The sequence below is a fragment of the Aeromicrobium sp. 9AM genome (assembly GCF_902506105.1).
Lineage (GTDB): Bacteria > Actinomycetota > Actinomycetes > Propionibacteriales > Nocardioidaceae > Aeromicrobium.
On sequence record NZ_LR733304.1, the window covers coordinates 2,606,695 to 2,632,056 of the forward strand.

The 25,362-nt window shown below is 68.8% G+C and carries 23 protein-coding genes; 10 read left to right on the top strand and 13 right to left on the bottom strand.

Translation table 11 applies throughout. From position 1 onward, the window contains the following. Positions 1 to 80 precede the first annotated feature (80 nt). Both BOSE46_RS19355 and BOSE46_RS19360 read left to right on the top strand, forming a co-directional pair. Positions 81 to 2,069 carry an alpha/beta hydrolase gene (locus tag BOSE46_RS19355; RefSeq protein ID WP_159541837.1) on the top strand — a complete coding sequence of 663 codons (1,989 nt, stop codon included), beginning with the start codon at positions 81 to 83 and terminating at the stop codon, positions 2,067 to 2,069. Then, on the top strand, positions 2,066 to 2,497 hold the full coding sequence (locus BOSE46_RS19360) for a hypothetical protein (RefSeq protein ID WP_159541839.1): 432 nt from the start codon (positions 2,066 to 2,068) through the stop codon (positions 2,495 to 2,497). The genes BOSE46_RS19355 and BOSE46_RS19360 overlap by 4 nt, the downstream gene beginning before the upstream one ends. A 19-nt stretch (positions 2,498 to 2,516) precedes the next feature. Here the strand turns inward: BOSE46_RS19360 and BOSE46_RS19365 are convergent, their stop codons facing one another. From BOSE46_RS19365 to eccD, 12 genes are all read right to left on the bottom strand, one after another. Then, on the bottom strand, positions 2,517 to 3,173 hold the full coding sequence (locus tag BOSE46_RS19365; RefSeq protein WP_159541841.1) for a TadE/TadG family type IV pilus assembly protein: 657 nt from the start codon (positions 3,171 to 3,173) through the stop codon (positions 2,517 to 2,519). Then, positions 3,170 to 3,613, bottom strand: coding sequence for a TadE/TadG family type IV pilus assembly protein (locus tag BOSE46_RS19370; protein WP_159541843.1), 444 nt, complete (start codon positions 3,611 to 3,613; stop codon positions 3,170 to 3,172). Before BOSE46_RS19370 ends, BOSE46_RS19365 begins: the two co-directional genes overlap by 4 nt. Further along, positions 3,610 to 4,032, bottom strand: a complete 423-nt coding sequence (locus BOSE46_RS19375) for a TadE/TadG family type IV pilus assembly protein (protein WP_159541845.1) — start codon at positions 4,030 to 4,032, stop codon at positions 3,610 to 3,612. The genes BOSE46_RS19370 and BOSE46_RS19375 overlap by 4 nt, the downstream gene beginning before the upstream one ends. Before the next feature lies 1 nt (position 4,033). After that, positions 4,034 to 4,252 (bottom strand): hypothetical protein, encoded by a 219-nt coding sequence (locus BOSE46_RS19380; protein WP_159541847.1) that lies wholly within the window; start codon positions 4,250 to 4,252, stop codon positions 4,034 to 4,036. Positions 4,253 to 4,284: 32 nt separating this feature from the next. Beyond that, positions 4,285 to 5,187, bottom strand: coding sequence for a type II secretion system F family protein (locus BOSE46_RS19385; protein ID WP_159541849.1), 903 nt, complete (start codon positions 5,185 to 5,187; stop codon positions 4,285 to 4,287). Further along, the gene (locus tag BOSE46_RS19390; protein WP_159541851.1) at positions 5,184 to 6,068 is read right to left on the bottom strand and encodes a type II secretion system F family protein; all 885 of its coding nucleotides are present in this window, start codon (positions 6,066 to 6,068) and stop codon (positions 5,184 to 5,186) included. The genes BOSE46_RS19385 and BOSE46_RS19390 overlap by 4 nt, the downstream gene beginning before the upstream one ends. Positions 6,069 to 6,070: 2 nt before the next feature. Beyond that, a complete protein-coding gene (locus BOSE46_RS19395; protein ID WP_236551807.1) occupies positions 6,071 to 7,378 on the bottom strand; it encodes a CpaF family protein in 1,308 nt (435 codons plus the stop codon). Beyond that, positions 7,375 to 8,163 (bottom strand): hypothetical protein, encoded by a 789-nt coding sequence (locus tag BOSE46_RS19400; protein WP_159541853.1) that lies wholly within the window; start codon positions 8,161 to 8,163, stop codon positions 7,375 to 7,377. The genes BOSE46_RS19395 and BOSE46_RS19400 overlap by 4 nt, the downstream gene beginning before the upstream one ends. Positions 8,164 to 8,172: 9 nt before the next feature. Continuing rightward, positions 8,173 to 8,844, bottom strand: a complete 672-nt coding sequence (locus BOSE46_RS19405) for an SAF domain-containing protein (RefSeq protein ID WP_159541855.1) — start codon at positions 8,842 to 8,844, stop codon at positions 8,173 to 8,175. A 124-nt stretch (positions 8,845 to 8,968) separates the two neighbouring features. Next, complete coding sequence (locus tag BOSE46_RS19410; RefSeq protein ID WP_201299684.1) at positions 8,969 to 9,307, bottom strand: hypothetical protein; 339 nt, start codon at positions 9,305 to 9,307, stop codon at positions 8,969 to 8,971. Continuing rightward, a complete protein-coding gene (locus BOSE46_RS19415; protein WP_159541857.1) occupies positions 9,300 to 10,433 on the bottom strand; it encodes a hypothetical protein in 1,134 nt (377 codons plus the stop codon). Before BOSE46_RS19415 ends, BOSE46_RS19410 begins: the two co-directional genes overlap by 8 nt. Continuing rightward, positions 10,433 to 11,788: a type VII secretion integral membrane protein EccD gene (eccD, locus tag BOSE46_RS19420; RefSeq protein ID WP_159541859.1), complete on the bottom strand. Its 1,356-nt coding sequence runs from the start codon at positions 11,786 to 11,788 to the stop codon at positions 10,433 to 10,435. The genes BOSE46_RS19415 and eccD overlap by 1 nt, the downstream gene beginning before the upstream one ends. A 121-nt stretch (positions 11,789 to 11,909) precedes the next feature. Between eccD and eccCa the strand changes: the two genes are divergently transcribed. The 6 genes from eccCa (at position 11,910) to BOSE46_RS19450 (ending at position 20,266) form a co-directional block, all read left to right on the top strand. After that, the gene (gene eccCa / locus BOSE46_RS19425) at positions 11,910 to 15,875 is read left to right on the top strand and encodes a type VII secretion protein EccCa (RefSeq protein ID WP_159541861.1); all 3,966 of its coding nucleotides are present in this window, start codon (positions 11,910 to 11,912) and stop codon (positions 15,873 to 15,875) included. Between the two features lie 88 nt (positions 15,876 to 15,963). After that, a complete protein-coding gene (locus tag BOSE46_RS19430; RefSeq protein ID WP_159541863.1) occupies positions 15,964 to 16,323 on the top strand; it encodes a hypothetical protein in 360 nt (119 codons plus the stop codon). A 28-nt stretch (positions 16,324 to 16,351) separates the two neighbouring features. Then, the gene (locus BOSE46_RS19435; RefSeq protein WP_056210777.1) at positions 16,352 to 16,657 is read left to right on the top strand and encodes a hypothetical protein; all 306 of its coding nucleotides are present in this window, start codon (positions 16,352 to 16,354) and stop codon (positions 16,655 to 16,657) included. Positions 16,658 to 16,664: 7 nt separating this feature from the next. Then, positions 16,665 to 17,021, top strand: coding sequence for a hypothetical protein (locus BOSE46_RS19440; RefSeq protein ID WP_159541865.1), 357 nt, complete (start codon positions 16,665 to 16,667; stop codon positions 17,019 to 17,021). Between the two features lie 114 nt (positions 17,022 to 17,135). After that, a complete protein-coding gene (locus BOSE46_RS19445) occupies positions 17,136 to 19,829 on the top strand; it encodes a hypothetical protein (protein ID WP_159541867.1) in 2,694 nt (897 codons plus the stop codon). 176 nt (positions 19,830 to 20,005) lie between these two features. Then, positions 20,006 to 20,266, top strand: coding sequence for a hypothetical protein (locus tag BOSE46_RS19450; protein ID WP_159541869.1), 261 nt, complete (start codon positions 20,006 to 20,008; stop codon positions 20,264 to 20,266). 9 nt (positions 20,267 to 20,275) lie between these two features. Here BOSE46_RS19450 and BOSE46_RS19455 read toward each other — a convergent pair whose 3' ends face one another. Next, a complete protein-coding gene (locus tag BOSE46_RS19455; protein ID WP_159541871.1) occupies positions 20,276 to 21,709 on the bottom strand; it encodes a hypothetical protein in 1,434 nt (477 codons plus the stop codon). 131 nt (positions 21,710 to 21,840) lie between these two features. Between BOSE46_RS19455 and BOSE46_RS19460 the strand changes: the two genes are divergently transcribed. Together BOSE46_RS19460 and BOSE46_RS19465 are read left to right on the top strand one after the other, a co-directional pair. Continuing rightward, on the top strand, positions 21,841 to 24,735 hold the full coding sequence (locus BOSE46_RS19460; RefSeq protein ID WP_159541873.1) for a hypothetical protein: 2,895 nt from the start codon (positions 21,841 to 21,843) through the stop codon (positions 24,733 to 24,735). Further along, entirely contained in the window at positions 24,732 to 25,358 is a 627-nt protein-coding gene (locus BOSE46_RS19465) for a hypothetical protein (protein ID WP_159541875.1), read from the top strand. The genes BOSE46_RS19460 and BOSE46_RS19465 overlap by 4 nt, the downstream gene beginning before the upstream one ends. The last annotated feature ends 4 nt before the right edge of the window (positions 25,359 to 25,362 follow it).

Below are 25,362 nucleotides of genomic sequence, written 5' to 3' on the forward strand. Positions count from 1 at the left end.
GTGCGGCGCCTGCTGCGGCTCCGTGGCGGATTCCCTGCAACCGCTATACCGTCGGGGCACCGGCAGGTCGGGGGCGACGCATGGTGACGCGGACATCGGGACCGTTCGAGTACTGGGAGGTCACGGGCGATGCCGTGCGCGCAGCCGCTGCGGCGCCCGCGTCCAGCGCGACGGCGATCCAGTCGCTGGCCGGTGAGCTCGAGGGCGACCAGGTCAGGGTGGCCCAGGCCATCGAGGGCGACATCGTCGCCGGTGTCGTCGCCAACCCGCAGGCCGCTCGCGCCACCGCGCAGAAGCTCGCCGCCCAGGGTCAGTACGCCGTGGGCCTGCTGCGGATGTTCGCAGCCGACGTCGACGAGTTCGACACGACCGTTGACGGCATCAACCGCGACTACCACTCCCGCGTGAGCACCGCGCTCAGTGTGGCTCGTCACGATCCGGACCAGCAGGACAGCATGATCGACCCCGTCGCGGTCGGAACGGGGATCGAGGCGGACTTGAGAGCGCGCCACCTCAAGGCCCAAGGCGTCATCGACGACGCGGCCGACACGATCGCCTCGATGTTCCGGCAGGGGCCCACGGATGACAACGTCCGCGACCTGATCCGCGCTGGTCTCATCCCGCTGACCTCCGCGAGCCTCTACCCGACGCTGACCCTCACGGCGGACGACACGAGGCTCGCGCTCGACGCGGCGGTGCACGCGATAGTGCTCCGCATGATCGAGGCCGGGACGCTGCCGCCCGAGGTCGGCGCGATGTCGCCGGAGGACTTCCGGACGTTCCTGATCGACCACCCCGACCTGGCGACCCGGCTGTATGCCCAGGAACCACGGCCGGGCAGCGAGTGGCCCGAAGGTGCGCTGGCCGCGCTGACGATGCCGTTCATGACGTCTCCGGGCGGTGCTGCCGAGGTCCTCGAACAGCGCCGAGAGGACGCCCGTGCCCTGTTCGAGAGCCTCGCGCCCGCCGATGCCGCCATGCTGGCGATGCTGTTCCCCAGGACGGTCGGCAACCTGTCCGGTGTGCCGTTCGAGAACCGGGCCGACGCCAACGACGTCTCGGTCATCGCCGCGCTCGACGCCGAACGGGACGACCTCGCAGACCTCGAGAGCAGGCACGAGCACAACCAGCACGACTGGGACTTCCTGGGCCTCAACAACAACGACCTCGAGGGACCCATCGGCGACTCGAAGGACCGCATCGCGCTGTACGAGTCGATCCTCGGCAACCACCGGCAGATCCTGCTGTTCGACCCATCGGGCGACGGCGCGATAGCCGAGCTGCACGGCTCGATCGACGCATCGACCAAGAACGTGGGCGTGCTCGTGCCGGGCACCGGGACGGACCTGTCGAGCTTCCAGGGCACAGCGGACCGGGCCAACAACTTCGTCGAGAACAGCCGGCCGGGCGAGCTGGCGATGATCTCGTGGATGGGCGGTGACCTGCCCGACAGCATCGTCCAGGACGCACCGTTCGCCAACTACGCCCGCGATCTCGGCCCGCTGCTCGCCGGCTTCTCGCACGACGTACGCCAGGAGACGGCGCACTCCGCGGGTGCCGGCAACGACATCCAGACGACGTACGCCGGGCACTCGTACGGTGGTGCGGTCGTCGGGCGCTCCGAGCTCGCCGGACTCGACGCCGACCGGGTCCTGCACATCGAGTCGGCCGGCATGGGCCACGACGTCCAGGACCTCGACGATCTCCCGCCTAGCCAGCGGGACGTCGACCGCTACTCCATGACCGCCCCGGGCGACATCATCGGCGACATCCAGGGGATGCAGGTCGGCGACAACATCGGTCACGGCGCCGATCCCGACACGTTCGAGGGAACGCTTCGCCTCGACACCGGCGACAAGGCCGGCACCGACGAGCCCAACATCGGCGTCGGTTCGCACACCAACGTGTTCCAGGAACACTCGGACGCGTGGCGCAACATGCTCGAGGTGTTCAATGGCGGCACGGTCACCGGCTATCGCCAGCCCGAGTACTACCTCCCGCCCACGCCGTACGCCCAACCCGTGCAGACCGGGTGGGCCACACCGGGCGAGAGAATAGACATCCCATGAGACCAGCCCTCGTCACCACGATCATCGTGCTCGGCCTCGCCCTCGGGGCATGTGGCGACAACAAGGAGGACAAGATGCGGACCATCGACGAGGTCGCCTCGCAGGCGCGACGCGACATCGACGCGCTCGCGGCCCGGCTCGGCAGCGACCCGGAGGTACGCGAGGACGTCATCACCGACTGCACCCCCGGGCAGAAGGACTCGGGCAAGGACCTGATCTACACGATCCACGTGACGATCGAGCCCGGCGCCATGGACCGGCTCAAGGGCGAGATCGCCGACGACCTCAAGGCCGACGGATGGACCGTCAAGGAGGACGCCGGTTCAGACAGCGTGCGGTTCGCCAAGGGCGACGCGACGATGGGGGCGGAGGTCTGGGAGGACCTGGGCAAGGCCTCGGTCGGCGGCTCCGGCGGTTGCGTGAAGTAGCCGGACCCGGCGAGCACCGTCAGCCCGGGCCGTCCGGCTTCTTGCACTCCTTGGGCTTGTCCTTGTCGTCCTTGTCCTTGTCGTCGTCGCCCTTGTCGTCCTTGGGCTTGTCCGTCGGCTTCGGCGTGCACGGAGTCACCTCGATCTCCGGCGGCGTCGGCGGGGCGGTCGCCGTCGGGGTGCCGCCATCGGGCGGGGCGACTGACGGCGGGCCGACGGTCGGCCGCTTGCCGCTGTCGGGCTCCGAGATGCCACTGACCGGACGGGCCAGGGCCTGACCGCTGGCGTTGAGGACGGACTTGCGGATCATGCCGAGGAGGATCGCCTTGATCCTCACCTGCGTCGACACGGTGACCGCGTTGAACGTGCCGGCCGGATCGTCGATCTTGACGATGTCGGCGCGACACTTCACGAGCTGCGAGTCGGCCGCCATGGCCTGCTGGCAGTACTCGTTGGCCGCCTTGAGCGCGCTGTCCGGCTTGAGGTCCAGCCTCGGGTCCTCCACGTCGATCCCCTGGGCTCCGGCGCGCGCGGCCTCCTGGGCGTACGCGATGGCTCGGCCCTTGGCGTTGAGCTGACGGCCGCCGTCGACGACGAGCGCCGCCAGCAGGATGATCGCCAGGGAAACGATCACGACGAACGGGGTGATCGAGCCGGTCTCGTCGCGGCGCCTCATCGGTAACCCCGGTATCGGTCGAGCGGACTGGTGAACGTACGCGTGATGTGGACGGACTTGAGCGGCAGCGCGGCGAGGTCGCTGAGGTCGAGGGTGCAGTGCACCGTCACGGTGACGGTGTCGATCGCCAACGGGTCGTCCGGGTCGGGCAGGTCGAACGCGGTCTTGGAGAGCACGGGCGGATCGGCGACCGCGGTGTCGCGGCATGACGCCGGCGCGTCGGCCATCGCGTCCTTGATAACCTGGTTGACCGTCTTGGGGACGTCGCCCTTGACGTTCTGCGCGGTCGCCGATCGAGCGGCGTCGCGGGCCGCCTGGTCGACGAGGTTCTCGGTCTGCGCGTAGCGGCCGAAGGCAATGATCAGCATCATCAGCGCCAGGAGGAACGGCGCGACGATCACGAGCTCGAGGCTCGCGGAGCCCCGGTCGTCGCGCCTCATGGCGTGTCCCTGAGGTCGCCACGGAACTGCTCGAGGGTCGCCTCCGACGTCTGCTGGATCTCGACCGAGCCACCGAGCGGCAGGACCGCATCGCCGATGACGAGCATCGTCACGCGACCGGTCTTGGTGTTGATCGTGCCGACTGCCGTGACGTTCTTGAGCCGCCCGATCTTGGTGGCGTAGCCCTCGGTGACGTCCTCGGCGGCGGAGATGAACGCGTCAGGATCCGAGTTGTTGCCCGCCAGGCGCAGGTAGGACACGCCCTCGCGCGACGCCGACTGCGCCGTGTTGCGCGCGTACAGATAGAGCCCCGCCTGGATGATCGTGAAGATCAGCAGCAGGAAGACCGGCGCGATGATCGAGAACTCGAGCGCGCTGGTGCCACGCTCACGCCCGACCTTGCGCGCCGGCACGGTCACCTCAGGTGTTGGAACCCTGCTCGATCTTGTTGGAGTTGTCCTCGACGACTCCCTGGATGACGCGCGCGACCACGAGGGCCAGGACCACGACGACGGCCGAGATGATGGCCCATTCGATGGCCGAGGCGCCGCGCTCGTTGAAGCCTTCACGTCGCGCCCGATCTGCACGGGCGTGGACGTACGCGATGATCGCCCTGGCGTAGAACAGTTCAGCTGACACGAGATCTTCCCCCGACGCATGGAAACCGTCGCCTACCTGAGCTGGCTGACGGCTGGATAGGCCAAGAATACCAAGAACGCGACGCACATGAGCAGCTGTGCCATCAACATCGACTGGGAGCTCTCGCCGGCCGCTCCCTCGATATCGACCATCTCCTTGCGACGCATGCTCTCGGCGCGCGCCATGAGCGACAGACGGATCCTCGCGCCCTCGTCGCCGGCCAGCGCAAGAGCCGAGGCGAGGTCGCGCAGCTCGTCGACACCGAGGTCGCGGCCGAGCCTCGCGATGCCCTCCCACGGTGTCCAGCCCATGATGCGGGCGTTCGACAGGGCCTGCCGCATCCGCACCATGGCCCAGTGGTCGCCGAACGACGATGCCGCCATGAGCGCCTCGGGCAGGCCACGACCACCGGCGAGGTTCATCGCGACGAGGTCGAGGAACGCACCGGTCACGTGCCGGAAGTCGCGGCGGCGGGACTCGGCCTCGCGGTGGAGGGCCAGGTCGGGCAGGAAGAACCCGAAGACGCCGGCGATGAGGGCGAAGACGATCGGCAGCCCACCGTTGCCGCCGAAGCCGAACAGGTAGATCACGGCCGGGAACCAGATGAACGCCGCCAGTCCCAGCAAGGCCTTGGAGCCGAGGTGGGTCGTCATCGGCCGGTTCATGACGGCCAGGTCCTCGCGCGTACGCATGAGCTGCCAGCCACGAGCCGAGACCTCGGCCTCGATGCGCTCGCCCACGGTCTCGCGAAGGCGTTCGAGCCGGCCGTCGGCGCCCGTGCCGGCAGCGCTCGCCGTGAGCGACCGGCGGGGGTGACGCGTGCGGTCGAGGCGGCTGAGGGTCGCCGCGACGCCCGGCACCGGACGGCTGAGGACCAGGACGATGAGGAGGATGCCGGCGCCGACGCTGGCCCCTGCGAGCAGCTCGAGGATCATGCTTCCGGCACCTTCGTCGTGGGGGTGATGAGGAAGCGCTCGGGCTCGCTGACGCCGGACAGGCTGCGGAGCCAGAACACGCTGAGACCGAAGACCGCGAGCACCGAGGCCAGCACCATCTGCCCCTCGACCGTGCCGTAGGGCTTGACGTACTCGCGGTTGAACAGCACGAGCAGCGTCGCGACACCGGCGATGACGCCGACGACGACCTGCACGCTGCGACGGGTGCTGCGCCGGCTGGACTCGACCCGGCGGCGTACGTCGAGCTCGTCGCGGGCCGACGTGGCGAGCGCCGTCAGGACGTCACGCAGGCCGGGTCCGCGGAGGCGGGCGTTGAGGATCAGTGCGGCGACGACCAGGTCGGCCGACGGGTCGTCGAGGTCCTCGGAGAACTTCATGAGCGCGTCGGGCAACGGCTCACGTACGCGCAGCCGGTCGACGAGGAGGTTGAGCGAGGGGCGGATCGACGGTGCCGCGTTGACCGCGGTCGCCGGGATCGCCTGCTCGAGGCCGACCGCGCCGGCGATCGTGTCACGCAGGGCCTCGATCCAGCCGGCGAGCCCTTCGATGCGCGCGATCGCCGCCCGCTCGTGCCGGGCCCCGCCGAACACCCGGTCCCAGAACGCGACGAGCGCACCCAGGACGACGGCGAGCACGACCCACCGCGTGACGGCGAGGACCACGACACCCGTCAGCGCGCCGGCCAGGAGCTGCTGGCCGCGGCGGCGGGTCGTACGGGAGGACAGCTTGCGCTTCTGGGGCGTGGCGCCCTCGATCGTGGTGGACTCGCCGCCCCGCAGAGCGTGGATCAGCAGCACGCAGCCAAGCCCGAGCAACGCTCCGGTCGTGACCGCGAGCGGGATGCGGTAGTCCTCGAGCATGGCTAGGCCCACCGCCCGTGGACCTGCGGCTGGTAGCCGTGCTCCTGGAGATCGGCGATGCAGCCGATCGGGGAGTGCGGCACGGCCCGGCCGTCGCCGTCGGGCGCGAACACCTCGTTGGACAGCACCTGGCCGTCGTGTCCCACGACCTCGCGGATGCTCTCGACGACACGGATCTGGCCGCCGCCGGTCGCATGGTCGTTGTGCTTGCGGACGAACACGACGAAGTCGAGCGCGCCGGCGATCAGCATCGTCGTCGCCTCGAGCGGCAGGCGCTCGCGGCTCTGGATGGCGTAGGTGCCGATGCGGTTGAACACCTCGAGCGAGGAGTTGGCGTGGATCGTCGAGAGCGAGCCGTCGTTGCCCTGGCTCATGGCGTTGAGCATCGTGACGATCTCGTCACCCAGGACCTCACCGACGATGACCCGCGACGGGTTCATGCGCAGCGACCGGCGGACGAGCTCGGCCATCGAGACATGGCCGAGGCCCTCGGAGTTGCCGAGCCGCTCCTCGAACGACACGACGTTGGGGTGCAGGTCCTCGTACTCGCCGAGCCCGACCTCGAGGGCGCGCTCGACCGTGATGAGGCGCTCGGTCGGCGAGATGACGTTGGCCAGGGCGCGGAGCATCGTGGTCTTTCCGGCGTTGGTGGCGCCGGCGATCATGATGTTCTTGCGCGCCTTGACGGCCGCGGTCAGGAACGATCCGATCTCCGGCGACATCGTGCCGTTGGCGACGAGCTCGTGCAGGAAGACCCGGCCGAGACGCGCCTTGCGCACCGAGACCGACGGCCGCGCACACACGTTCATGACCGCGGACAGGCGCGAGCCGTCAGGCAGGCGCAGGTCGAGCTGCGGGTTGGCCGAGTCGAACGGACGGCTCGACAGGCCCGTGTGGGCGGCAAGCACCTGGATGAGCTCGATCAGCTCGTCATCGGTCTCGGCCACCGGCGGGTGCCGCTCCTCGCGGCCGTCGCCGTACTGCACGAACACGGCGTCGCAGCCGTTGATGTCGATGTTCTCGACCTCGGGGTCGGACAGCAGCGGCTCGAGCCGGCCGACGCCGAACAGCGCCGAGTGGATCGCCGTGGCGACCTGACCCTCGACGTCGGCGGGGATCGGCGAGCGACCCTCGGCGACCTCGTAGCGGGCGTGGTCCTCGAGGACCTGCACGATCAGCGAGCGGGCGTACTCGCGCTCGTCGTCGACGTTCATCGGCGTGACGCCGCTGATCTGGTCGCGGCGCCGCTGCTCGTTGAGCCGGTCGGCGACCTGCGTGCGGAGCGTACGTACGAGGTCGTGGTCGATCATGATGCGACCTCCGGGCTGGACTGCTCGACGGGACGGAACGCCCCGGTGGTGCGGGCGGCGAGCTCGTCGACGATCGGCTGCGCCGAGCGTACGAGCTGGGTGCGGGCCGGGTTGCCCACGACCTGCCCGAGGAAGAACCCGGCGCCGACGTCGTCGGCCGCCAGATGGAGCACGCCGGCGACCGGGGTCGCCGAACGCTCGATCGCGTCACGGATCTCGCTCACGGTCCGCGACCGCTTGGGCGGCGCCACCACGACGACGTAGAGCGGCGCGCCGCCGACCCCGCCGAGGCTGTCGCTGACCTTGCGGAGGCGCTCGCGCAGGTGCACGACGTTGCTCGGCACGGTGTCGACCATCATCACGACGGCCGACGCCGACGCCAGCAACGCGTTCTGCGGCGTCTCCGCACCGATGCGGCCCAGGTCGACGACCGAGTCGGTGCCGGGCAGGTGGGCGAACAGCAGGCCGAGCTGGCCCCACTGGCCCAGGCCCGCAGCCTGCTCGGGCGCCGTCATGCCGCTGATGACGTCGAGGCCGCCCACGATCTTCTCGGCGTGCTGCGAGACGAGCTCGGGATAGAGCGACTTGCGTCCGGCTGCGACGAGGTTGAGCAGGCCGGGGTTGGGGTCGAGCGGCTCACCGTCGATGCCCGGCATGCGCAGGGCCACGTCACCGCCGGACGGGTCGCACTCGACCATGACGCTGGGCCGCGGCCACAAGGCCGCGAACAGCAGCGCAGCGGTCGTGACGCCGGGCGAGCCCTTCGCCGAGGCAACGGCAATCATGCCCACGGCTCAACCCCCGCAGGTCTGCTGGACGAGGTCACTGTCGACGCCCCCGATGAGCGCAGGCGTGACGTCCTTGTCCTTGATGCCCTGCGACACGACCGACAGGCAGGACAGGTCGATCGACACGACGATCGGGATCTCGTCACCGCCCGACCCGGCGATCGCGCCGCCCTTCTGGTCACCGACCGAGATGAGCTCCGCGTGGACCGTCTGCGGGTCGCCACCGTCGGACGAGCCGACGGCGAGCGCGAGCTGGTCGCCGGACTGCAGGCCGCTGACGAACGGGGACGCGTCGACCGCCACGGTGAGCCGCGTCTGGTTCTCGGCCAGGCCCGACTTGTCGGACACCATCGACTTCATCAGCACGGTGCCGGGCAGCAGCCGGGCACCCGCGGACTTGCCCACGACGCTGTCGGAGTCAGAGGACGGGATGCCGCCCTTGAATCCTTCGGGCAGGCTGACCCGGCTCAGGTCGTCCTTGGAGATCGTGGCGCCCTGCGCCACCTCCTGGTCGATCTGCACGAAGTACGATCGGTTGCCGGACTGGATCGCCAGCCAGGCCGAGGCGAGGGCGCCGCCGAAGATCAGCAGGACGGCGAGTCCGATCAGGGCCGGACGGGACTCCCGGGTCGACGGGAGTCGCGAGGCGGTGGCCTGGTTCGCGCTCGATGTGGCCATGTGGTGCACCTCTCGGGGAAACGACGTAGGTCATCCGGGAGGGGAGCTGATCCGTCCCCCGACCTGGATCTCGGATCAAACGGTACACGGACTCACGATTGCTGCTCGACAGTGGCCGCAGGCCTCAGCGAGTGGCCGTCGGGCCCGGCGTTGCAGGGGCCGACGAGGTCGGCCGCTGCTGCTTCTGCTGTTCCTTCTTCTCGTTCTCCTCGGTCTTGCGGAATGCCTCGGTGACGGCGAGCGCGGCCACGATGACGGCGACCACGATCAACCCGACGACCAGCGCCGGCCAGATGCGTCGGTGCTCGCGCCACGTACGCCGACTGCCGTGCAGCAGCGCGGACCGCAGCTGGCGGCGGCGCATCGCGTCGGCCTCGAGGACGTAGCGCTCGGCGTTGGGGGTGTTCTGCATCGCCGTGCGCGGTCCCACTGGCGGCGGGCGGTGCCCGTCCTGCTCAGTCATGCCTGGGCCTTCGGCCCGCCACCAGGCCGGCCACCCGCAGGAGCGCCTCTCGTGTCGCCGGTGCCACGTGCGCCGGCTCGTACGCATGGCCGGACTGCAGGTAGGGATCCGGCGGCACCACGACGACGGAGACCCCGAGGGCGCCCGCGAACTCGCGCTGGGCCTCGCGGTACGCCTGCTCGTGCGGGCACACCACGACATGCACCGCGGAGGCGGTGGCCTGGGGATTGACGATCTTGATGCGGTCGAGCGCCGATCGCAGGGCGCCGATGCCGAGCTCGCCCGGGCTCGTCACGACGACGGCCTGGTCGGCCCTGGCCAGTGCCGCGTGGCCCGCCTCGCCGGCGTCGTCGCCGACGTCGAGCAGGTTGAACGTGTGGTCGGCGCGCAGCCGGTCGAGCACACCCGAGACATCGCTGCGGGTCAGCCCCTGGTCCCAGCCGGAGCCGTCGACCAGGCCGAGGCCCGTCGCCGCCGCGGGTGGTGTCGTGGCCTCGACCTCCGACAGCATCGATCCCACGGTGCGGGGCTCGGCAGCGCCGAACGTACGCCCGAGGGACGGCGAACCCTGCTGCACGTCGACGACGACGGTGTGGTCCTCGCGCATCGCCATGAAGGCCGTGCCGACGCCGACGGCGATCGTCGTGCACCCCACGCCGCCCTTGCCGGCGATGAAGGCCACGATGCGGCGGTCGGTCTGCCGGTGGCGGATCGCGTCGACGGCGTCGCGCTCGCCCTGGACGGCCAGAGCCGCGTCGGGAGTGGTGAGCCCGCGCGCGACGGTGCGCAGCATGCGGCCGGCCTGCCGCGGAGCCGGTTCGGGGTTGCTGGCCCGGGACAGCAGCTGCTCGGCGGGCGAGGGCGAACGTACGGAGTCGTCGGGCTCGGGTGCCGGCGCAGGCTCGGGGGACGGCGAGCTGAACTCCGGCCGGATGGGCACCACGCGGCCGTGCGACTCGTCGACCTCTTCGGGCTCGGCCTGAGGCGGTGGCGTGCGCGGCTCGGGATCGCCGAGACCGAGGCTGCGTGGGTCGATGCCCATGCGACTCAGGTCGCCGGCGGCCGACTGGGCCTGGCGGCGATCGCGAAGGGACTGGTCGGGCTGGTCCTGGTCGTCGTCGTCCATCAGAAGACCCCTCCCATCTTGTCGTAGACGCCGAGGGCACCGAAGAGGACGACCAACAGGTCGACCACGACGAGGAACTCGAGCACGTTGAGCCAGCGCTTGACCCGGGCCCGGGTGATGTCGGAGATCTGCAGCGTCGACGCGGCGACCGCGGCGACCAGGATCAGCGAGATCGCGACGACGAGCCATGGCGTCGCCGACTCCTCCTCGACCGCGAAGCGTCCCATGGCGAACACCACGACGGCGACGCCCGCGATCCGCAACGGCAGCATGTGCGGGGTGCGGGAGAACAGCCGCGACCTCAGGAGTGCGGCTGCGGCAAGGGTGAGGGCGAGCGTGCGGTCCCACGAGCTGCCGGCCAGGTCGAGCGCGGTGCCGCCCCAGGTGACGACCAGCGAGATGCCGACGAGCGAGCCGATCAGCACGGCGTTGCTGGCCCGGTAGCGAGCCCGCAGCGTGACCAGGTCGAGCCGGCCGACGTGGCGTACGCGGTAGTCCGCGCTGGCCAGGCCACCGACCGACAGCGACACCAGCGGGATGACCCCGACGACGAGCAGGACGGCGACCGGGAGGATGCGCCGGTACTGGTCGATCGGCGCGTCGGTCCAGCCGACGATCGCGTAGCTGAGTCCCGCGACCAGGATGACGGCAGCTGCGGCGAGGTGGCCAGTCGCTGCGGGTGTGAGCAGCCGAGCGATGCCGGCGACGACGGCCACCGAGACGACCGTGAACGCGACGGTCTCCCAGGTGTCGACGTCGGCCCGGTCGCCGGCCACCCAGCCGGCGAGCGCGGCCCACACCATGGCCCCGCCGGCCGCGACCTGGGCGTCGACGACGCGCGCGAACTGCGAGGACCACCAGGCGACGAACAGCAGGACCGCGGCCGTGATCAGGGTCGCCGCGGGCGTGATGACATCCGCGAGGCGGGCGCTGTCGGCGAGCTGCCCGGCGACCCACGAGACCACGCCGAGCGCGGTCAGGACCGCGACACCGAGGATGACGGAGAAGGAGCGGGTCGTGAGCGTCGACCACACTCCTCCGGACGCGTCGACGCTGTCCTCGACGGTGTCGCGCACGTCCTCGACGGCCACCGGGCGTACGTCGTCGTCCTGCGCCCGAAGCTCGAGGATGTCGCCGTCGAGCACCCCGGCGTCACCCAGCGTCTGCGCCAACGACAGCGACGCGCCGCCGAGGTGCGCGAGCGTCCAGCTCGTCGGCGAACCGTTGGTGTTGTCGGGCGCGGCGTAGCGCATGACCTGCGGCAGCACGTCGGCCAGCGGCAGGGCGTTGGGCAGGGCCAGATCGATCGTACGATCGGCCGTGACGACCGTGACCCGGCTGTATGCAGTCAGCAACGGTCAACCCCCTTGACGTCACGGTATGCCGGGTGGCCGCACCTTGCGGGCTCCAGATGGCGCTTGCGAGCATATCGTTGACCCACGCCACCACACATCCGCTCATCGAACCCGGGGACTCATGACGACCGCACTGGTGAAACGTCCGGCCCGCATCGAGCCGCCGAGCACGCAATCAGCGCCGCTGTCGATCGAGGCGCCACCCATGAAGGGCCAGGCCGCGCCCGCGATGGCCGGCGCCAGCATGATGATGATGCCGATCATGAGTGGCACGGGCTCCGTCACTGTCGCCATCACGCAGCGCGGCCGGCCCATCGTGGCGGTCGCCGCCCTCCTGGCCCTGATCGGCTCGATCGCCATCGGCGTCATGATGATGATCAGCCAGCGCAGCGGCACCAAGCGCCAGGTCCGCGAGGGACGTGAGCGCTACCTCGACTACATTGAGGCACTACGGCACACCGCTCGCGACCAGATCGCGAGCCAGCGTGCCGAGCAGGCGTGGCGCTACCCGCGCACCGACGAGCTCCTCGACATCTGCCGCGACGACACCCGGCGTTGGGAGCGGCGGCCGTCGCACGTCGACTTCCTGTCGGTCCGGCTGGGCACCGGCGAGGTGCCGCTGGCCTCCGGCCTGACGCTCGACGCCGACACCGGCCCGCTCAATGACTTCGACCCGGTATGTCTGCAGGCTGCACAGGAGCTGACCCAGCGCTACTCCTCGTTGCGGGCCCAGCCGATCACGCTGAACCTGCGCGAGATCGGCCAGACCAGTGTCATCGGCCAGCCGGCCCACCGCCGCGCACTGGCGACCAACATGGTCCTGCAGCTCGCAGCGCTGCAGAGCCCGCATGACGTGGAGATCGCCCTCGTACGCTCCGACGACGCGGCGGCGGCGTGGGACTGGATCAAGTGGCTGCCCCACCTGCAGTCGGCCAACGCGCTCGACGGCGACCTCCCGGCGCGGCGCGTCACCTCGGACGTACCCGCGATGACCGAGCTCCTGGCCGCGGAGCTCGAGGCCCGGCTCGATCGTGCGCAGCGCTCGCGTGGTGGGTCGTCCGGACCGACCTCCCACCTCGTCGTGATCGTCGACGGCGACGGCCTCCAGCCCGGACAGCACCTGACGTCGCCGGACCCGCAGGTCCCGCTCGCAGCTCTCGGCGTCCACGTCGTGTCGCTGCTCGACTCGGCCCGCCACGAGCCGGAGACTGTGAGCGAGCGCATCGAGCTCGGCACCGACGGCTCGGTCAAGCTCGACTCCCGCGAGGCCCCGTTCACCCTCGACATCGCCCCGGACGGTGTCGCCGCGGCCATCGCTCGCGTGCTCTCGGCCCTGCGGCTCACGATCGAGGACGCCAGCGACGACGGGCTCAGCGACACGGTCGGCCTGCCCGACATCCTCGGCGTCGCCGACCCGGCCAAGCTCGACCTCGTACGCACGTGGCGCGCCCGCGCCCTCCGTGACCTCCTGCGGGTGCCGATCGGCGTCGGCGCGACCGGCAACACCGTCGTGCTCGACCTCAAGGAGTCCGCGCACGGCGGCATGGGCCCGCACGGCCTGGTCGTCGGCGCGACCGGCTCGGGCAAGTCCGAGATGCTGCGTACGCTCGTCAGCTCGCTGGTCATCGGTCACGGACCGGACCGGCTCGCGCTGATGCTCGTCGACTTCAAGGGCGGTGCGACGTTCGCCGCGATGGACCAGATCCCGCACATCGCCGGCATGATCACCAACCTCCAGGACGACCTGACCCTCGTCGACCGCATGCGCGACGCGCTCTACGGCGAGATGCAGCGCCGGCAGGAGATCCTCAAGGACGCCGGCAACCTGCCCAACGTCACGGTCTACCAGGACCGCATCGACGCCGGCGAGGACCTCGAGCCGCTGCCGCACCTGCTCGTGATCGTCGACGAGTTCTCCGAGCTGCTGACGGCCAAGCCCGACTTCGCCGAGCTGTTCGTGGCGATCGGGCGCATCGGCCGATCGATCGGCGTGCACCTGCTGCTGGCGACCCAGAAGCTCGAGATGGGCAAGATCCGCGGCCTCGAGTCGCACCTGTCCTACCGCATCAGCCTGCGTACGTTCTCCGAGGGCGAGAGCCGCGACGCCATCGGCGTACCTGACGCGTTCCACCTGCCGCCTGAGCCGGGGTCGGGCTACCTCAAGGTCGACACGACGGTGTTCGACCGCTTCAAGGCCGCGCTCGTCTCGTCGCCGTACGTCCCGCCCAGCGACGGGCCCAAGACGTCGGTCCCGGTCGTCCCCTACCTCGCGGTCAACGGCCTCGGCGCCTGGCTCGCGGCCCAGCAGGCTGCGGCCGACGAGCTCGCGGGCGAGGTGCGCCTCGACAAGGCGGCATCCAACGCGACGGTCCTCGACGTGCTGTGCGACCAGATCGCGGCCTCGGGCTCGGCCCAGGTCAGGCCCGTCTGGCTCGAGCCGTTGCCGAGCAAGCTGGCCCTCGGCGAGCTGCTGTCGCTCGACGACACCTCCGACCCCACGACCTGCGCCGCGATCCTCGGCCTGGTCGACGACCCGGGCCACCAGAGCCAGTTCCCGCTGTCGTGGGACTTCACCGGCGGCGGCGCCAACCTGATCATCTCCGGCTCGCCGCAGACCGGGAAGTCGACGCTGATCCGTTCGCTGATCCTGTCGATGTCGATGACGTACGCGCCGGGCGACGTGGCGTTCTACTGCATCGACTACGGCGGAGGCTCGCTCAGCGCCCTGCAGCGGGTGCCGCACGTCGCGTCCGTCGCCGCCCGGGTCGACCCCGAGCGCATCAACCGCACGGTCAACGACGTACGCGCTGCCCTCAACCACCGCGAGGCGATGTTCCGCGAGCACGGGCTCGAGTCGATGGCCGCCTTCCGCCGCGCCCGGGCCGCCGGCACCCTCGGTGACGACGAGCCCGGCGACATCTTCCTGATCGTCGACGGCTGGGGCACGTTCCGCGACGAGTTCGACGACCTCGACTACGCGATCGCCGACATCGCCGCGCGCGGCTCCAACTTCGGCGTCCACGTCATCGTGACGGTCACCCAGAACATGCAGGTCCGCATGCGCATGGCCGGCTCGATGGGCGGCCGACTCGAGCTGCGCATCAACGATGCGTACGACTCGGAGTTCGACCGCAAGGTCATGGAGCAGATCCCCAAGGACGCCAACGGCCGCGGCATCACCGGCACGCGCAGCTCCGCGCTGCTGTTCCAGACCGCGCTGCCGGTGCTCGAGGTGCCCGACGCCGCGGCCGAGGACTCGGCCCAGCAGGCGCTCATCGACGCGGTCCTCACCAAGTGGGGCGACCGCAGCGTCACCAAGGTCGAGGTCCTCCCGCGCCTCGTGACACTCGCCGACCTGCCACCCATCGAGATGGGCGACAAGGGCGTCCTCGTCGGTCTCTCCGAGCTCAACCTCGGCCCGGCCGAGATCGACATCTTCGGCGCCGACCCGCACCTGCAGGTCTACGGCGACGGCGAGACCGGCAAGTCCAACCTGCTCAAGCTGCTGATCCACAACCTGGTCTCCAGCCACACGCCGGACGAGATCGGCATCGTCGTGGTCGACTACCGCCGCTCCCTGCTCGACGTCGTGCCCGAGGACTACCTGCTGACGTACGCCACGGGCATGGAGCAGGCAGCGACGATGGCTGCCGAGGTGTCCGGCGCGATCCGCGCCCGGGTGCCGGGTCCGGACGTCACGTCCGAGCAGCTGCGCAACCGCACCTGGTGGTCAGGCCTCGAGGTGTTCGTCATCGTCGACGACTACGACCTCGTCTCGACGTCGCAGGGCGATCCGCTCGCGGCGCTCGTCGACCTGCTGCCGCAGGGTCGCGACCTCGGCTTCCACCTCGTGTTGGCCCGGCGCACGGGCGGCATGTCACGTGCCGTGTTCGAGCCGATGATCCAGCGCCTGATCGACCTCAGCGCACCCGGATTCATGTTCTCCGGCGACCGGCTCGAGGGCCGGCTGATCGGCGGCCACCCGTCTCGCCGCCTGCCCAAGGGACGCGCCATGTACGTCACGCGGGACGGCGCGACCTCACTCGTCCAGACCGCGAGGGTCGACGACGACCAGGTGGGCGGTTGAATCGTTCACTATGCGCAAGGATGTCGCTATTCGCATTCATGCCATATCCTGACGGCACTGACTGAATCTCTACAGGGGGTATTTCACGATGACTTCAGATCGCGTATCACTGTCCGAGGGCTACGAAGGCGCTCTCCAGCAGAACAAGAACCTCGCCACCGAAGGCGAGAACGCGCACGGTCTCTCCAAGAAGCAGCACAACCACACGGCTGACCTGCTGGGCCAGAACAAGGGCGCGCTCGCGACCCAGGCCGGCAACGGTTCGACTGCAGCAGCCAACAGCCTCTCGGCCGGCGGCCTGATGCACACCAACAACGCTGCCGGTGGCGCCGACTACCTGCGCCGCACCGCCGGGCACGAAGACACGGCCTCGCACGACCAGGCCGGCGAGTCCCGCAACGTCGAGAACGCCGCATCCGACCTGACCGCCAAGATCAACCGGGCCTGAACGCCCCTTTCGACTTCAAGGAGACATCATGAGTGATCAGCTTCGCGTAGACCGTGGGTCCGTCCAGCAGCACGTCGACGACACCCGCTCCAACATGGCCAACTTCCGTGAGACCAACGAAGGCGCCGACCGCCAGCAGGCTCACCTCCAGAACCAGATGGAAGGCGGCGTCGGCTCCGACCTCCAGGCGCAGACGCGCTCGGTCAGCCGCCACCACGGCGACGAGATCGACACCAACGTCAACAAGCTCGCTGGCAAGACCTCGGAGAACACCGACGAGTTCATCGCCAACGTGCGCAGCGCGGCCAACAAGTCGCTCAACACGATCAACTGAGGCTGCCATGGGTGGATCCAGCGACGTCACAGGCGTCGAAGTCGGTCAGCTGCACAAGGTCGGGACGACAGTCTCGGGTCGCTCGACGTCGGGCAACGCCGCGGCCAAGGGACTCAAGGATGGTCTCGACTCCGCGTCGGGAAGCCTCGGGCACCCCATCGTGGGCACGGCTCTGACGAGCTTCGTCAACGACCATGTGCTCGACGACTCGGGCAAGCTGGGCAACCTGCTCACCGACGGAGGACACAACGTGTCCAACGTGGCCTCGACCGCTCGCAACAGCGACGAAGAGGGCGGGGCCAACCTCGCGGCGCCGATCAACACGACGTCCGAGGTCGGCGACCGCATCAACCGGCAGGTCTGACACCGGCTCCGGCCGGTCGGACGACCGCACACGTACGACACTGACGCCAACGGGACGCGAGTCTCGTTGGCGTCAGTTCTTTCGAAGACACACTGCTGAACCGGGGGCAACAACATGGTGACGAGAACTGACGGGCCGTTCGAGTACTGGAAGGTCACGGGAGACGCGATCCGTGCTGCCGGCGAGAAGCCCGGCTCCGACGCCGCCGTGATCCAGTCACTCGCCGGCGAGCTCGAGGGCGACGAGAAGAACGCCGCCGCGGCGATCGAGGGTGACATCGAGGCCGGGGTCAAGGCCAACACCACGGCAGCCAAGACTGCAGCGCAGAACCTCGCCGCCAAGGGCCAGTACGCGGTCGGCCTGCTCAACCAGTTCGCCGGTTTCGTCGACGACTTCGACCGCGAGGTCAACGAGATCAATGTCGAGTACAAGAAGCGCTACGACAGCACGATCTTCGGCATGCACCACATGCCCGAGTACCGCTCCGGCGAGGAGAAGATCGACTACAAGGGCATCGCCGCGTCGATTCAGGCCGATCTCAAGGGCCGCTACTCCAAGGCCGAGGCCACGATCGACGATGCCGCCGACGGCATCGCCTCGAAGTTCAAGCAGGGGCCGACAGACGCGAACGTCCGCGAGCTGATCCGCGCCGGCCTCATCCCGCTGACGTCGGCAGGACTGTGGCCAGGCCTCGCGCTGACCCCTGAGGACAAGTACGCGTACTACCGCTCCCGCATGGACGCCGGGCTCATGCCCGACTTCGCCCACATGACGGAGGAGCAGCGCACCGCATTCATCGACGAGAACCCGGGGCTGCTCGAAAGCTGGCTCCAGATCAAGGATCCGGGCAAGGGCCTCCAGGCCGACATCATCGCGCTCGCCCTGCCCCACGTGGACGGCGACGACGCCAAGGGCGACGTCTCCAAGATCCTCGGTGTGCTCGGCGACGACGCCAACGTCAGCCCGGCCGACTTCCTCAACGCATTCCACAACGTCAGTGGCATCAATGAGGGTCTTGCGCTGCTCGCACCATGGGCGGCCAAGAATGGCGTCGACCTCGCGTCGAACGCGACGGTGGGCAATGCCCAGTCCTATCTCAAGACCTTCGTCGAGGGCACGTACTCCAAGAAGGACGACATCCTCGATTACATCAACGCCAACGAGCACGAGTGGAAGACCGGTCAGCAGAGGGACTATCCCTACTCCCCGTACGGCGGCCCTTCTGGCAGCTACGACGTCACCGACAAGGTCGGCGGTTTCACCGACTCGTGGAAGGACATGCTGCAGGAGGACTACGCGAACAGCATCCTCAACCTGTCCAACACCGATGTCGGTGGCAGCTACGACGACCTGCCCGAGGACCTGCGCCACGACGCTCGCGAGATGTTCACGTCCGAGATGAAGGGCAGCATCGGCGGCGCCTACTGGACGTTCGACGACAACGAGCACTTCAAGTCCCTGGCCGAGCTGCTCGTGCACGGAGATGCGGAGCCCGGCGACGGCTTGGCCAAGCAGATGGCTTCCACGGCAATCGCCTCCACGGACGCGTACGAGACGTTCTGGGACAAGCAGCCCGGTGGCGACCGGCAGGGCCAGTGGGACACCGGTCTGACCGCCGACATCCTCGACATGGTGAGCCGCAACCGCGACGCCACCGCCGACCTCGTCAGCGGGGTCGACGTGCCGGACAACTACCCGTCCAACTTCAACGCCACGATCCTCGACGAGCCGTGGGACCTCGAGAACGGCGAAGAGGCCAAGGCCGCCAAGATGTACTCGTGGATCCACGACGACGCCATCTCCGGCGATCCGGCGGCTGTCGCCCGTGCTGACCAGGCCTTCGACAAGCTGACCCAGGACATCACCGCGGTCGACGGCGACAACTTCAAGCACCTGATGGGCGAGGACGGCGACTCGGCCGCCTTCCGCAACACCCTCATCACCCGCGAGATCACCGACGCCCTGTCGGACCACCTCGGAGAGTTCGCTGCCGAGACCGGAACACCGGAGGCCAACAAGAGCCCCTTGTCCGAGGCCGACCGCATCCGCCTCATGACATACATCGCGAGCGACAACGTCCTCGGCAACGACCATCCCTCGCAATTCGACGCAGAGCGCGGCGCCAACCGGCTCGCGACGTACGTCAACGCGTACCAGCACGACCAGATCTTCAAGTGGGCGGCCAACCCGGACGACAACCCGCGCACGCTGGCCGACAGCAACGGGCGCCTCCAGGCCTACCTGGATGCCGGTCTGGTCAACGCGGCTCAGGAGCACGGTCTCAATGCCAACGACGCCGAGGCCGAGCGTGTGCGCAACCTCAAGATCGCGTCCGGCATCGTCTCCACCCTGGCCGGCAAGATCCCTGTTGCCGGCGACTTCCTGGGACCGGCCACCGGCATCGGCAACACCTTGCTCGCGAACCTCACGACCGCCGAGCACTTCCCCGCCCCCAATGCCGACCTCGGTTACGACTGGCAGCCCGACGGCTCCCACGTCACGACGCACAACACCGTGACGATGATCGATGCTCTCGTCGAGTCCGGAAAGCTCGATCCCGCGACCCTGCCGTCGGTCCTGAAGGACAACCCGGGCCATGCCTCCAATGCGGCGCTGCAGGATGCAGCCGACACGGTGCTGACCAAGTACTTCAGGGACAACCCGCCGCACGACGACACCTTCTACACCGACTTCTCGGAGCAGATCGGCGACGTCTACAAGTTCTACAGCGATCACTACTCGCTGACGGGCATGGACGACAACCACATCAAGGAGTTCTTGACCTCCAAGGGCTGGGGCCGTCCTTGATCGGGGTCCCTCGGCGACACCTTGCGGCGCTTGTCGTCATCGCTGGTCTGACGGCGACTCTCGGTGCCTGCAACGGGAGCGAATCGGACCCGTCGCCAACGGCATCCCCCACGATCAAGGTCGCCAGATCAGTTGGCTCTCTGCCGGCATACTGCGAGATCCAGGGACTGCGGCAGATGATCGCCGATGGCGACATCGACGTGTCAGCGCTGCCCGACTGGGCCGACAAGACCGAGGTCGAGGGCACACCGCTGATCGTCGACTTCAAGAAGCAACCGGCCGAGAGTCACGCGGCCACACTCGACCGGCTGTTCAACTCGCCGGGACTCAAGGACGTCAAGGTCAATCGCAGAGCCGAGCGCGAGTGCCTCAGCACCACGACCGAGGCGGACGTCGAACGTACGCAGGGCGGCCCTGGATACCTGGCAACGAAGTGACCAGCGTGGTCACTCTGCCGGCTGGTTCCAGTCGGCGATGAAGTCACGCGGCCACGACGTGCTCGGGCCGTCCGCCGGGTAGATCACCTTCGTCGCCTTGCCCGCGGCCGTCGCGGTGAACCCCAGCGTGCCCCCGGCGCGGCTCGAGATGCGGAACTGCACGGTACCGGGAAAGTCCGAGCCCTTGATCGCATCGATCATCGCGCGCCGGCCTTCCGTGGTGGTCACATCTGACGCGCTCGCCGCGTCGTCAGTGACAGTGAGCTGGTTCTTGAGGCTCGTTCGATCGGCTGAGGAGGCGACGAAGCCGGCCCGCCGGATGTCGGCCATCGCCCCACCCAAACGCTGCAAGACCGTGACCGGCTTGAACTCCAGTGCGTTCCAGTTCGTGCCGCCCCAACGGACGGTCATGACGGCATCGGCAGGTGCCGTCCAGCGCGACGGGTCGAGCGTGAGCTTTCGCAGGGCAGCGAGCCCTTCAGCGTCCGGGACCGACATGCCGATGAATCCCAGATCACTGTTGACCTGGGTGACCGTCGCGCCGATTCGCTCAAGATGCTTTCGCAGGGCCAGGGCCCGGTCGATGCCCGAACCGCGCGGTTGCAGGCGCAGCTCGAACGCGGTGTCGGACCCATCTCCAACCGTCAGCGTCACTCCGCATTGCGGCGCTTCGCGAGCCACGACCTGCGCAGCCGCACGGAGGCGACCCGCCGGCCCGACAGTGAGCTCCGCATCGCACTCAGCCGGCCGCCCGGAACGGGCGAAGGTCGCAACGCTCATGGTAGGAGACCGGACTGCCCGAAGCTTGGCACCCGACATGGTCACCGCGCGGTCGAGACCCTTGAGGAGGGACACCTGGCCGGAGGCCCCGGAGAGCGTCGACCGCAGCTGGCCGTTGCCCCGACGAGAGGTGATTCGGAGCACCGCGTCGCTCCCCGCGCCGATCTTCGCCGAGGTCAAGGCCTTGAGCGCCCGGGTCGCCACAGGGATGAGCGACTCGTTGTCGGCTGTCGACATCGTGACCTCGTAGTCGTCCACCTCGATGCCCTTCAGACCATCGACGTCTTGCAGCGCCACGACCGCACCCATGACGTCTCGGGACAGAGATCTTTCGCGAGGCGGCTCCAGCATGAAGTCGCCGACATGCATCTCGACACCCGCCCGGTCGCCGGCGATCTCGTGACGGTCCAGGGCTCGCTGGACGCTCTCGACGCCGCGACTCAAGTCATCTGCGGAGACGTCATTCGCGAACCTCACGGCGTACGGATGATCGTCGAACGTCCCATCGGGCATCGACTTCACGGACGCGACACCCGGTATGTCCTGCAATGCGTTCGTCAGGGCCCTGGTCTGCCACCACGGGCGACCCCAGATCCATCCGGCGGCGACCAGCAACACGACGCCTACCACCCCTGCGCCGATCATCCGGCGTCTCGCCACCATGTCATTTCCCCCTGTGACCGCCCCGAGTGACGGGGCCATCCTGTCAGATGCGACGGCGCGACCCGGCCTCGATCGACGCGTCGTTCCAAGGCGTCTAGACTGCCTGTCACATGCCAAGACGGGGGTAAGCCATGGTGACCAGGACCGACGGGCCGTTCGAATACTGGCAGGTCACGGGCGATGCCGTTCGAGCTGCTGCCGAGGCGCCCGGGACCAACGCAGGTGTGATCCAGTCCCTGGCCGGTGAGCTCGAGGGCGACGAGGTCAGGGCTGCCAACGCCATCGAGGGAGACATCGAGGCCGGCGTCAGGGCCAATCCGGCCGAGGCCAAGAAGGTCGCTCACAACCTCGCCGTCAAGGGGCAGTACGCCGTCGGTCTGCTGAAGTCGTTCGGGCAGATGGTCGACGAGTTCGACAACACCGTCAACCAGATCAACATCGACTACCACACCCGCTACCGCAGCACGATCTTCGGCCTGCAGCACCAGCCCGAGATCAGGTCTGGCGACGAGAAGATCGACTACAAGGGAATTGCGGCCGGCATCGAGGCCGATCTCAAGGGCCGCTACCACCAGGCACAGGCCACGATCGACGACTCTGCCGACGACATCGCCGCCCGGTTCAAGCAGGGTCCCACGGACGAGAACGTCCGCGAGCTGATCCGCGCCGGTCTCATCCCCCTGGCGGCCGCCACCCTCTTCCCCGACCTGAAGCTGACCGACGCCGACAAGATCGAGTACTACAAGAACGCCGTCGCCAACGGCGAGCTCCCCAACTTCGCCGACATGAGCGACGACGAGGTCAAGGACTACCTCGCGGACAACCCTCAGGTGTCTGACGACATCGTCGCCATCATGTCGGCATCGCAGCTGCCCGCTGCCCTCGTGAAGCTGGTCGACGTCCAGGCGAAGGTCGACGCGGCGCTGCTCAAAGACGCCCTCGACGACGAGAACCCCAGCAGCGAGACACTCGCCAAGATCGACAAGGCCAACGAGCGCCTCGCGGCGATCAACGCTTCCATCGCGGACAACAACGGAGACGGCAAGCCCGACAAGCTGATGACCGCCGCACAGGCGTCCTACATCACGAACTGGACCAACACGGTTGGGGCCGACAACCTCACGAAGGTCGCCGGCGTCGTCCGCGAGGCCGTCAGCTCCACTGCGGCGGGTGCGCCCGGCGACGTCATCACCCAGATGGTCAACAGCCATCTGCGCCCGATCTCCGATGCGATCCTCAACATCACCAACACCGACGTACAGGAGAAGGGCGCCACCCCACTGCCGCTCTGCACGGCGGACAACCCGTCCGGCCGCCCCTATCCGCAAGCGATCTGCGACCTGCTCGACCTGCGCGTCGGGGAGTCGCACGACGGCTACCGCTACGGGTCCGGCGAGGGCTTCGACTCGATCAAGGGCCTCGAAGGGGTCGAGGGCTGGGCGGACCTGCTCGGCTCGGCGTCAAAGGACGTCGAGGGTGGCGATCTGTTCAGCCAGCACCTCGGCGAGCAGGCCATCCACGTCAAGCAGGACCTCAACGCGATCCTTGCCTCGGCCAACGGGCTCAACCGCGAGGACCTGGGCGACTGGGACGGCGAGTACGACCCCATCCCGGAGCTCCGGGATCTTCCCGGCATCAAGGCGATGCTCGACGACGGCGCGGCAAGCGACCTCCTCAGCGTCGCGTCGCGCAACGAGGACGGCGCGTCCGCCCTGCTGCTCAACGACGGCGATCGCAAGGACCTCCTCGGGCTCAACTGGACCGACGACACGGGCGTCATCGACGTCATCCACTCCGGCACCGACCGCGACCCCGCGCACGGCGGTGGCGGCGAGATGCAGTCGCGGGCCGCGCTCGCGCTCATCAAGGACGTCGGCGACAACCAGGCCGGCTACCTGGGCGGGCGCTACGACAGCGACGGCGACGGCGACATCGACAAGAAGGACGCCGTCGCCGTGGGCCGCATGACGGAGGGCATCAGCGATGCGGTTGTCGATGCCGGCATCAACTGGGTCGATCAGTTCGGCGACGCGCACGACAGCTCGCAGGAGAACACGGCGGGCGAGCACGGCTTCGAGATGAACCCGTCGGTCGAGAGCAACTTCCTTCGCTTCGTGTCAGGCACCGGCGACGAAGATGCCGTGCGTTTCCACGCAGCGGCCACGTGGGACGCCCAGCAGCAGATCACCGACGCAATGAGGAACGGCGACGCAGGCGACGTCAAGGAGGCGATCGACCGCGCCGGCCGCCTCGAGGGACGCATCGTCGGCGCAGACATGGAGCACCAGATCGACGTGGCGGCGGGCAAGGACGCCGGCGACAACCAGGCGGCCGACGAAAAGTACTCCGCCAAGCAGCGCCAGATGGCGGCGCTCCGCATGGTCGCCGACATCGGAGTGTCGGTCATACCCGGCGCCAAGGCCGCCGAAGGTGCCGGCGCCCTCACGCAAGCCGGGATCTCGATGTTCAACGCGTCGTCCGGCAAGGTCCAGAGCGGCTTCCTCGATGCGCTCTTCAGCGCCGGGTCACCGCCCGAGGACTCGCACGCGCACGAGACCAAGGTGACCGGCGAATGGGCAGCTCAGGCCGCGAACGACTCGCAGACGATCCAGCGACGCATCGTGGTGCAGGCGGCCCTCGAGGCTGGCACGCTGTCTCCCGAGGGCTACGAGTCCCTTTACACGCAGAAGAACGGCCACTACGTGGTCAAGCCCGATCTCGATGCCGAGGCGCTCAAGGAGCCCTACTTCGACCTGGACCTCGACGAGGGTACGTACGAGAGTGGCTGGCAGAGCGGTTTCGACGGCCGCGACCACGATCGCGTCGCGGGATCCGGCGGCTGGCTCGACGAGAAGTCGGCGAAGTCCAACCTCTACGGCTCGACCGCCGACAGGTGGGAGGAGGACAAGGAAAAGCACTACACCAACGACTACACCGGCCCGGAGTCCGACGCCGATCCTTACAACGCGGACTCGTCGAAGAACGACGACTACGACGAGCTCGTCGACAAGTACGGCGTTCGATGAGCTCGAGGACGATTGCTGCGGCGGCTACCCTCCTCGCGCTGCTGGGGCTCGCGGGCTGCGACGACAGCGACCCACAACCACGGCCCGCACCTTCGAGGACCACCGCGACGCCACCGCCGGACGTACCGACCACCGGACCGGCCGACTCGCCCATCACGTGGGAGCTCGGCGACGGTGCGACCGCGAACGACCCGCCGGTCGCGGCGCTCCAGCGCTACATCGCGTTCGACACCTACCTCACCTCCCTCCCCGAGGACCAGCGCGACGGTGACGACGCAGCGGCCTTGGCCTCCGGCTACGACGCGCTGGCGACGGGCGAGCAGCTCACCGAGGTCGTCAACGCGACCAAGGGCTACGAGCGCGGTGCACGCAGGACGGGACCTCTGTGGATTCGACTGAGCGCGCACTCGGTCGGCGACAGCAGGGCGCAGCTCGTCGCCTGCACCGACGAACGCTTCCACCTGGCTGCCGGCAAGACCCCTGACGACGAACAGAAACCGTCCGTGACGCTCTACACGCTGCGCAGCACGGGAGGCGACTGGAAGGTCAGCCTCCGGCGATCGGCCTCCCGGCACGATCTGGCGCGCTGCCGATCGTGGAACATCTCCAGCCACACCCCGTGAGGTT

Coding starts and splice junctions, on each gene's coding strand:
- BOSE46_RS19360 (WP_159541839.1), top strand. CDS start 2,066: ATGAGACCAGCCCTCGTCACCACGATCATCGTGCTCGGCCTCGCCCTC.
- BOSE46_RS19465 (WP_159541875.1), top strand. CDS start 24,732: ATGAGCTCGAGGACGATTGCTGCGGCGGCTACCCTCCTCGCGCTGCTG.
- BOSE46_RS19400 (WP_159541853.1), bottom strand. CDS start 8,163: ATGATTGCCGTTGCCTCGGCGAAGGGCTCGCCCGGCGTCACGACCGCT.
- BOSE46_RS19390 (WP_159541851.1), bottom strand. CDS start 6,068: ATGCTCGAGGACTACCGCATCCCGCTCGCGGTCACGACCGGAGCGTTG.
- BOSE46_RS19450 (WP_159541869.1), top strand. CDS start 20,006: ATGATCGCCGATGGCGACATCGACGTGTCAGCGCTGCCCGACTGGGCC.
- BOSE46_RS19435 (WP_056210777.1), top strand. CDS start 16,352: ATGAGTGATCAGCTTCGCGTAGACCGTGGGTCCGTCCAGCAGCACGTC.
- BOSE46_RS19430 (WP_159541863.1), top strand. CDS start 15,964: ATGACTTCAGATCGCGTATCACTGTCCGAGGGCTACGAAGGCGCTCTC.
- eccCa (WP_159541861.1), top strand. CDS start 11,910: ATGACGACCGCACTGGTGAAACGTCCGGCCCGCATCGAGCCGCCGAGC.
- BOSE46_RS19385 (WP_159541849.1), bottom strand. CDS start 5,187: ATGATCCTCGAGCTGCTCGCAGGGGCCAGCGTCGGCGCCGGCATCCTC.
- BOSE46_RS19405 (WP_159541855.1), bottom strand. CDS start 8,844: ATGGCCACATCGAGCGCGAACCAGGCCACCGCCTCGCGACTCCCGTCG.
- BOSE46_RS19365 (WP_159541841.1), bottom strand. CDS start 3,173: ATGAGGCGCCGCGACGAGACCGGCTCGATCACCCCGTTCGTCGTGATC.
- BOSE46_RS19410 (WP_201299684.1), bottom strand. CDS start 9,307: ATGACTGAGCAGGACGGGCACCGCCCGCCGCCAGTGGGACCGCGCACG.
- BOSE46_RS19395 (WP_236551807.1), bottom strand. CDS start 7,378: ATGATCGACCACGACCTCGTACGTACGCTCCGCACGCAGGTCGCCGAC.
- BOSE46_RS19355 (WP_159541837.1), top strand. CDS start 81: ATGGTGACGCGGACATCGGGACCGTTCGAGTACTGGGAGGTCACGGGC.
- BOSE46_RS19370 (WP_159541843.1), bottom strand. CDS start 3,613: ATGAGGCGCGACGACCGGGGCTCCGCGAGCCTCGAGCTCGTGATCGTC.
- BOSE46_RS19445 (WP_159541867.1), top strand. CDS start 17,136: ATGGTGACGAGAACTGACGGGCCGTTCGAGTACTGGAAGGTCACGGGA.
- BOSE46_RS19460 (WP_159541873.1), top strand. CDS start 21,841: ATGGTGACCAGGACCGACGGGCCGTTCGAATACTGGCAGGTCACGGGC.
- BOSE46_RS19455 (WP_159541871.1), bottom strand. CDS start 21,709: ATGGTGGCGAGACGCCGGATGATCGGCGCAGGGGTGGTAGGCGTCGTG.
- BOSE46_RS19415 (WP_159541857.1), bottom strand. CDS start 10,433: ATGGACGACGACGACCAGGACCAGCCCGACCAGTCCCTTCGCGATCGC.
- BOSE46_RS19440 (WP_159541865.1), top strand. CDS start 16,665: ATGGGTGGATCCAGCGACGTCACAGGCGTCGAAGTCGGTCAGCTGCAC.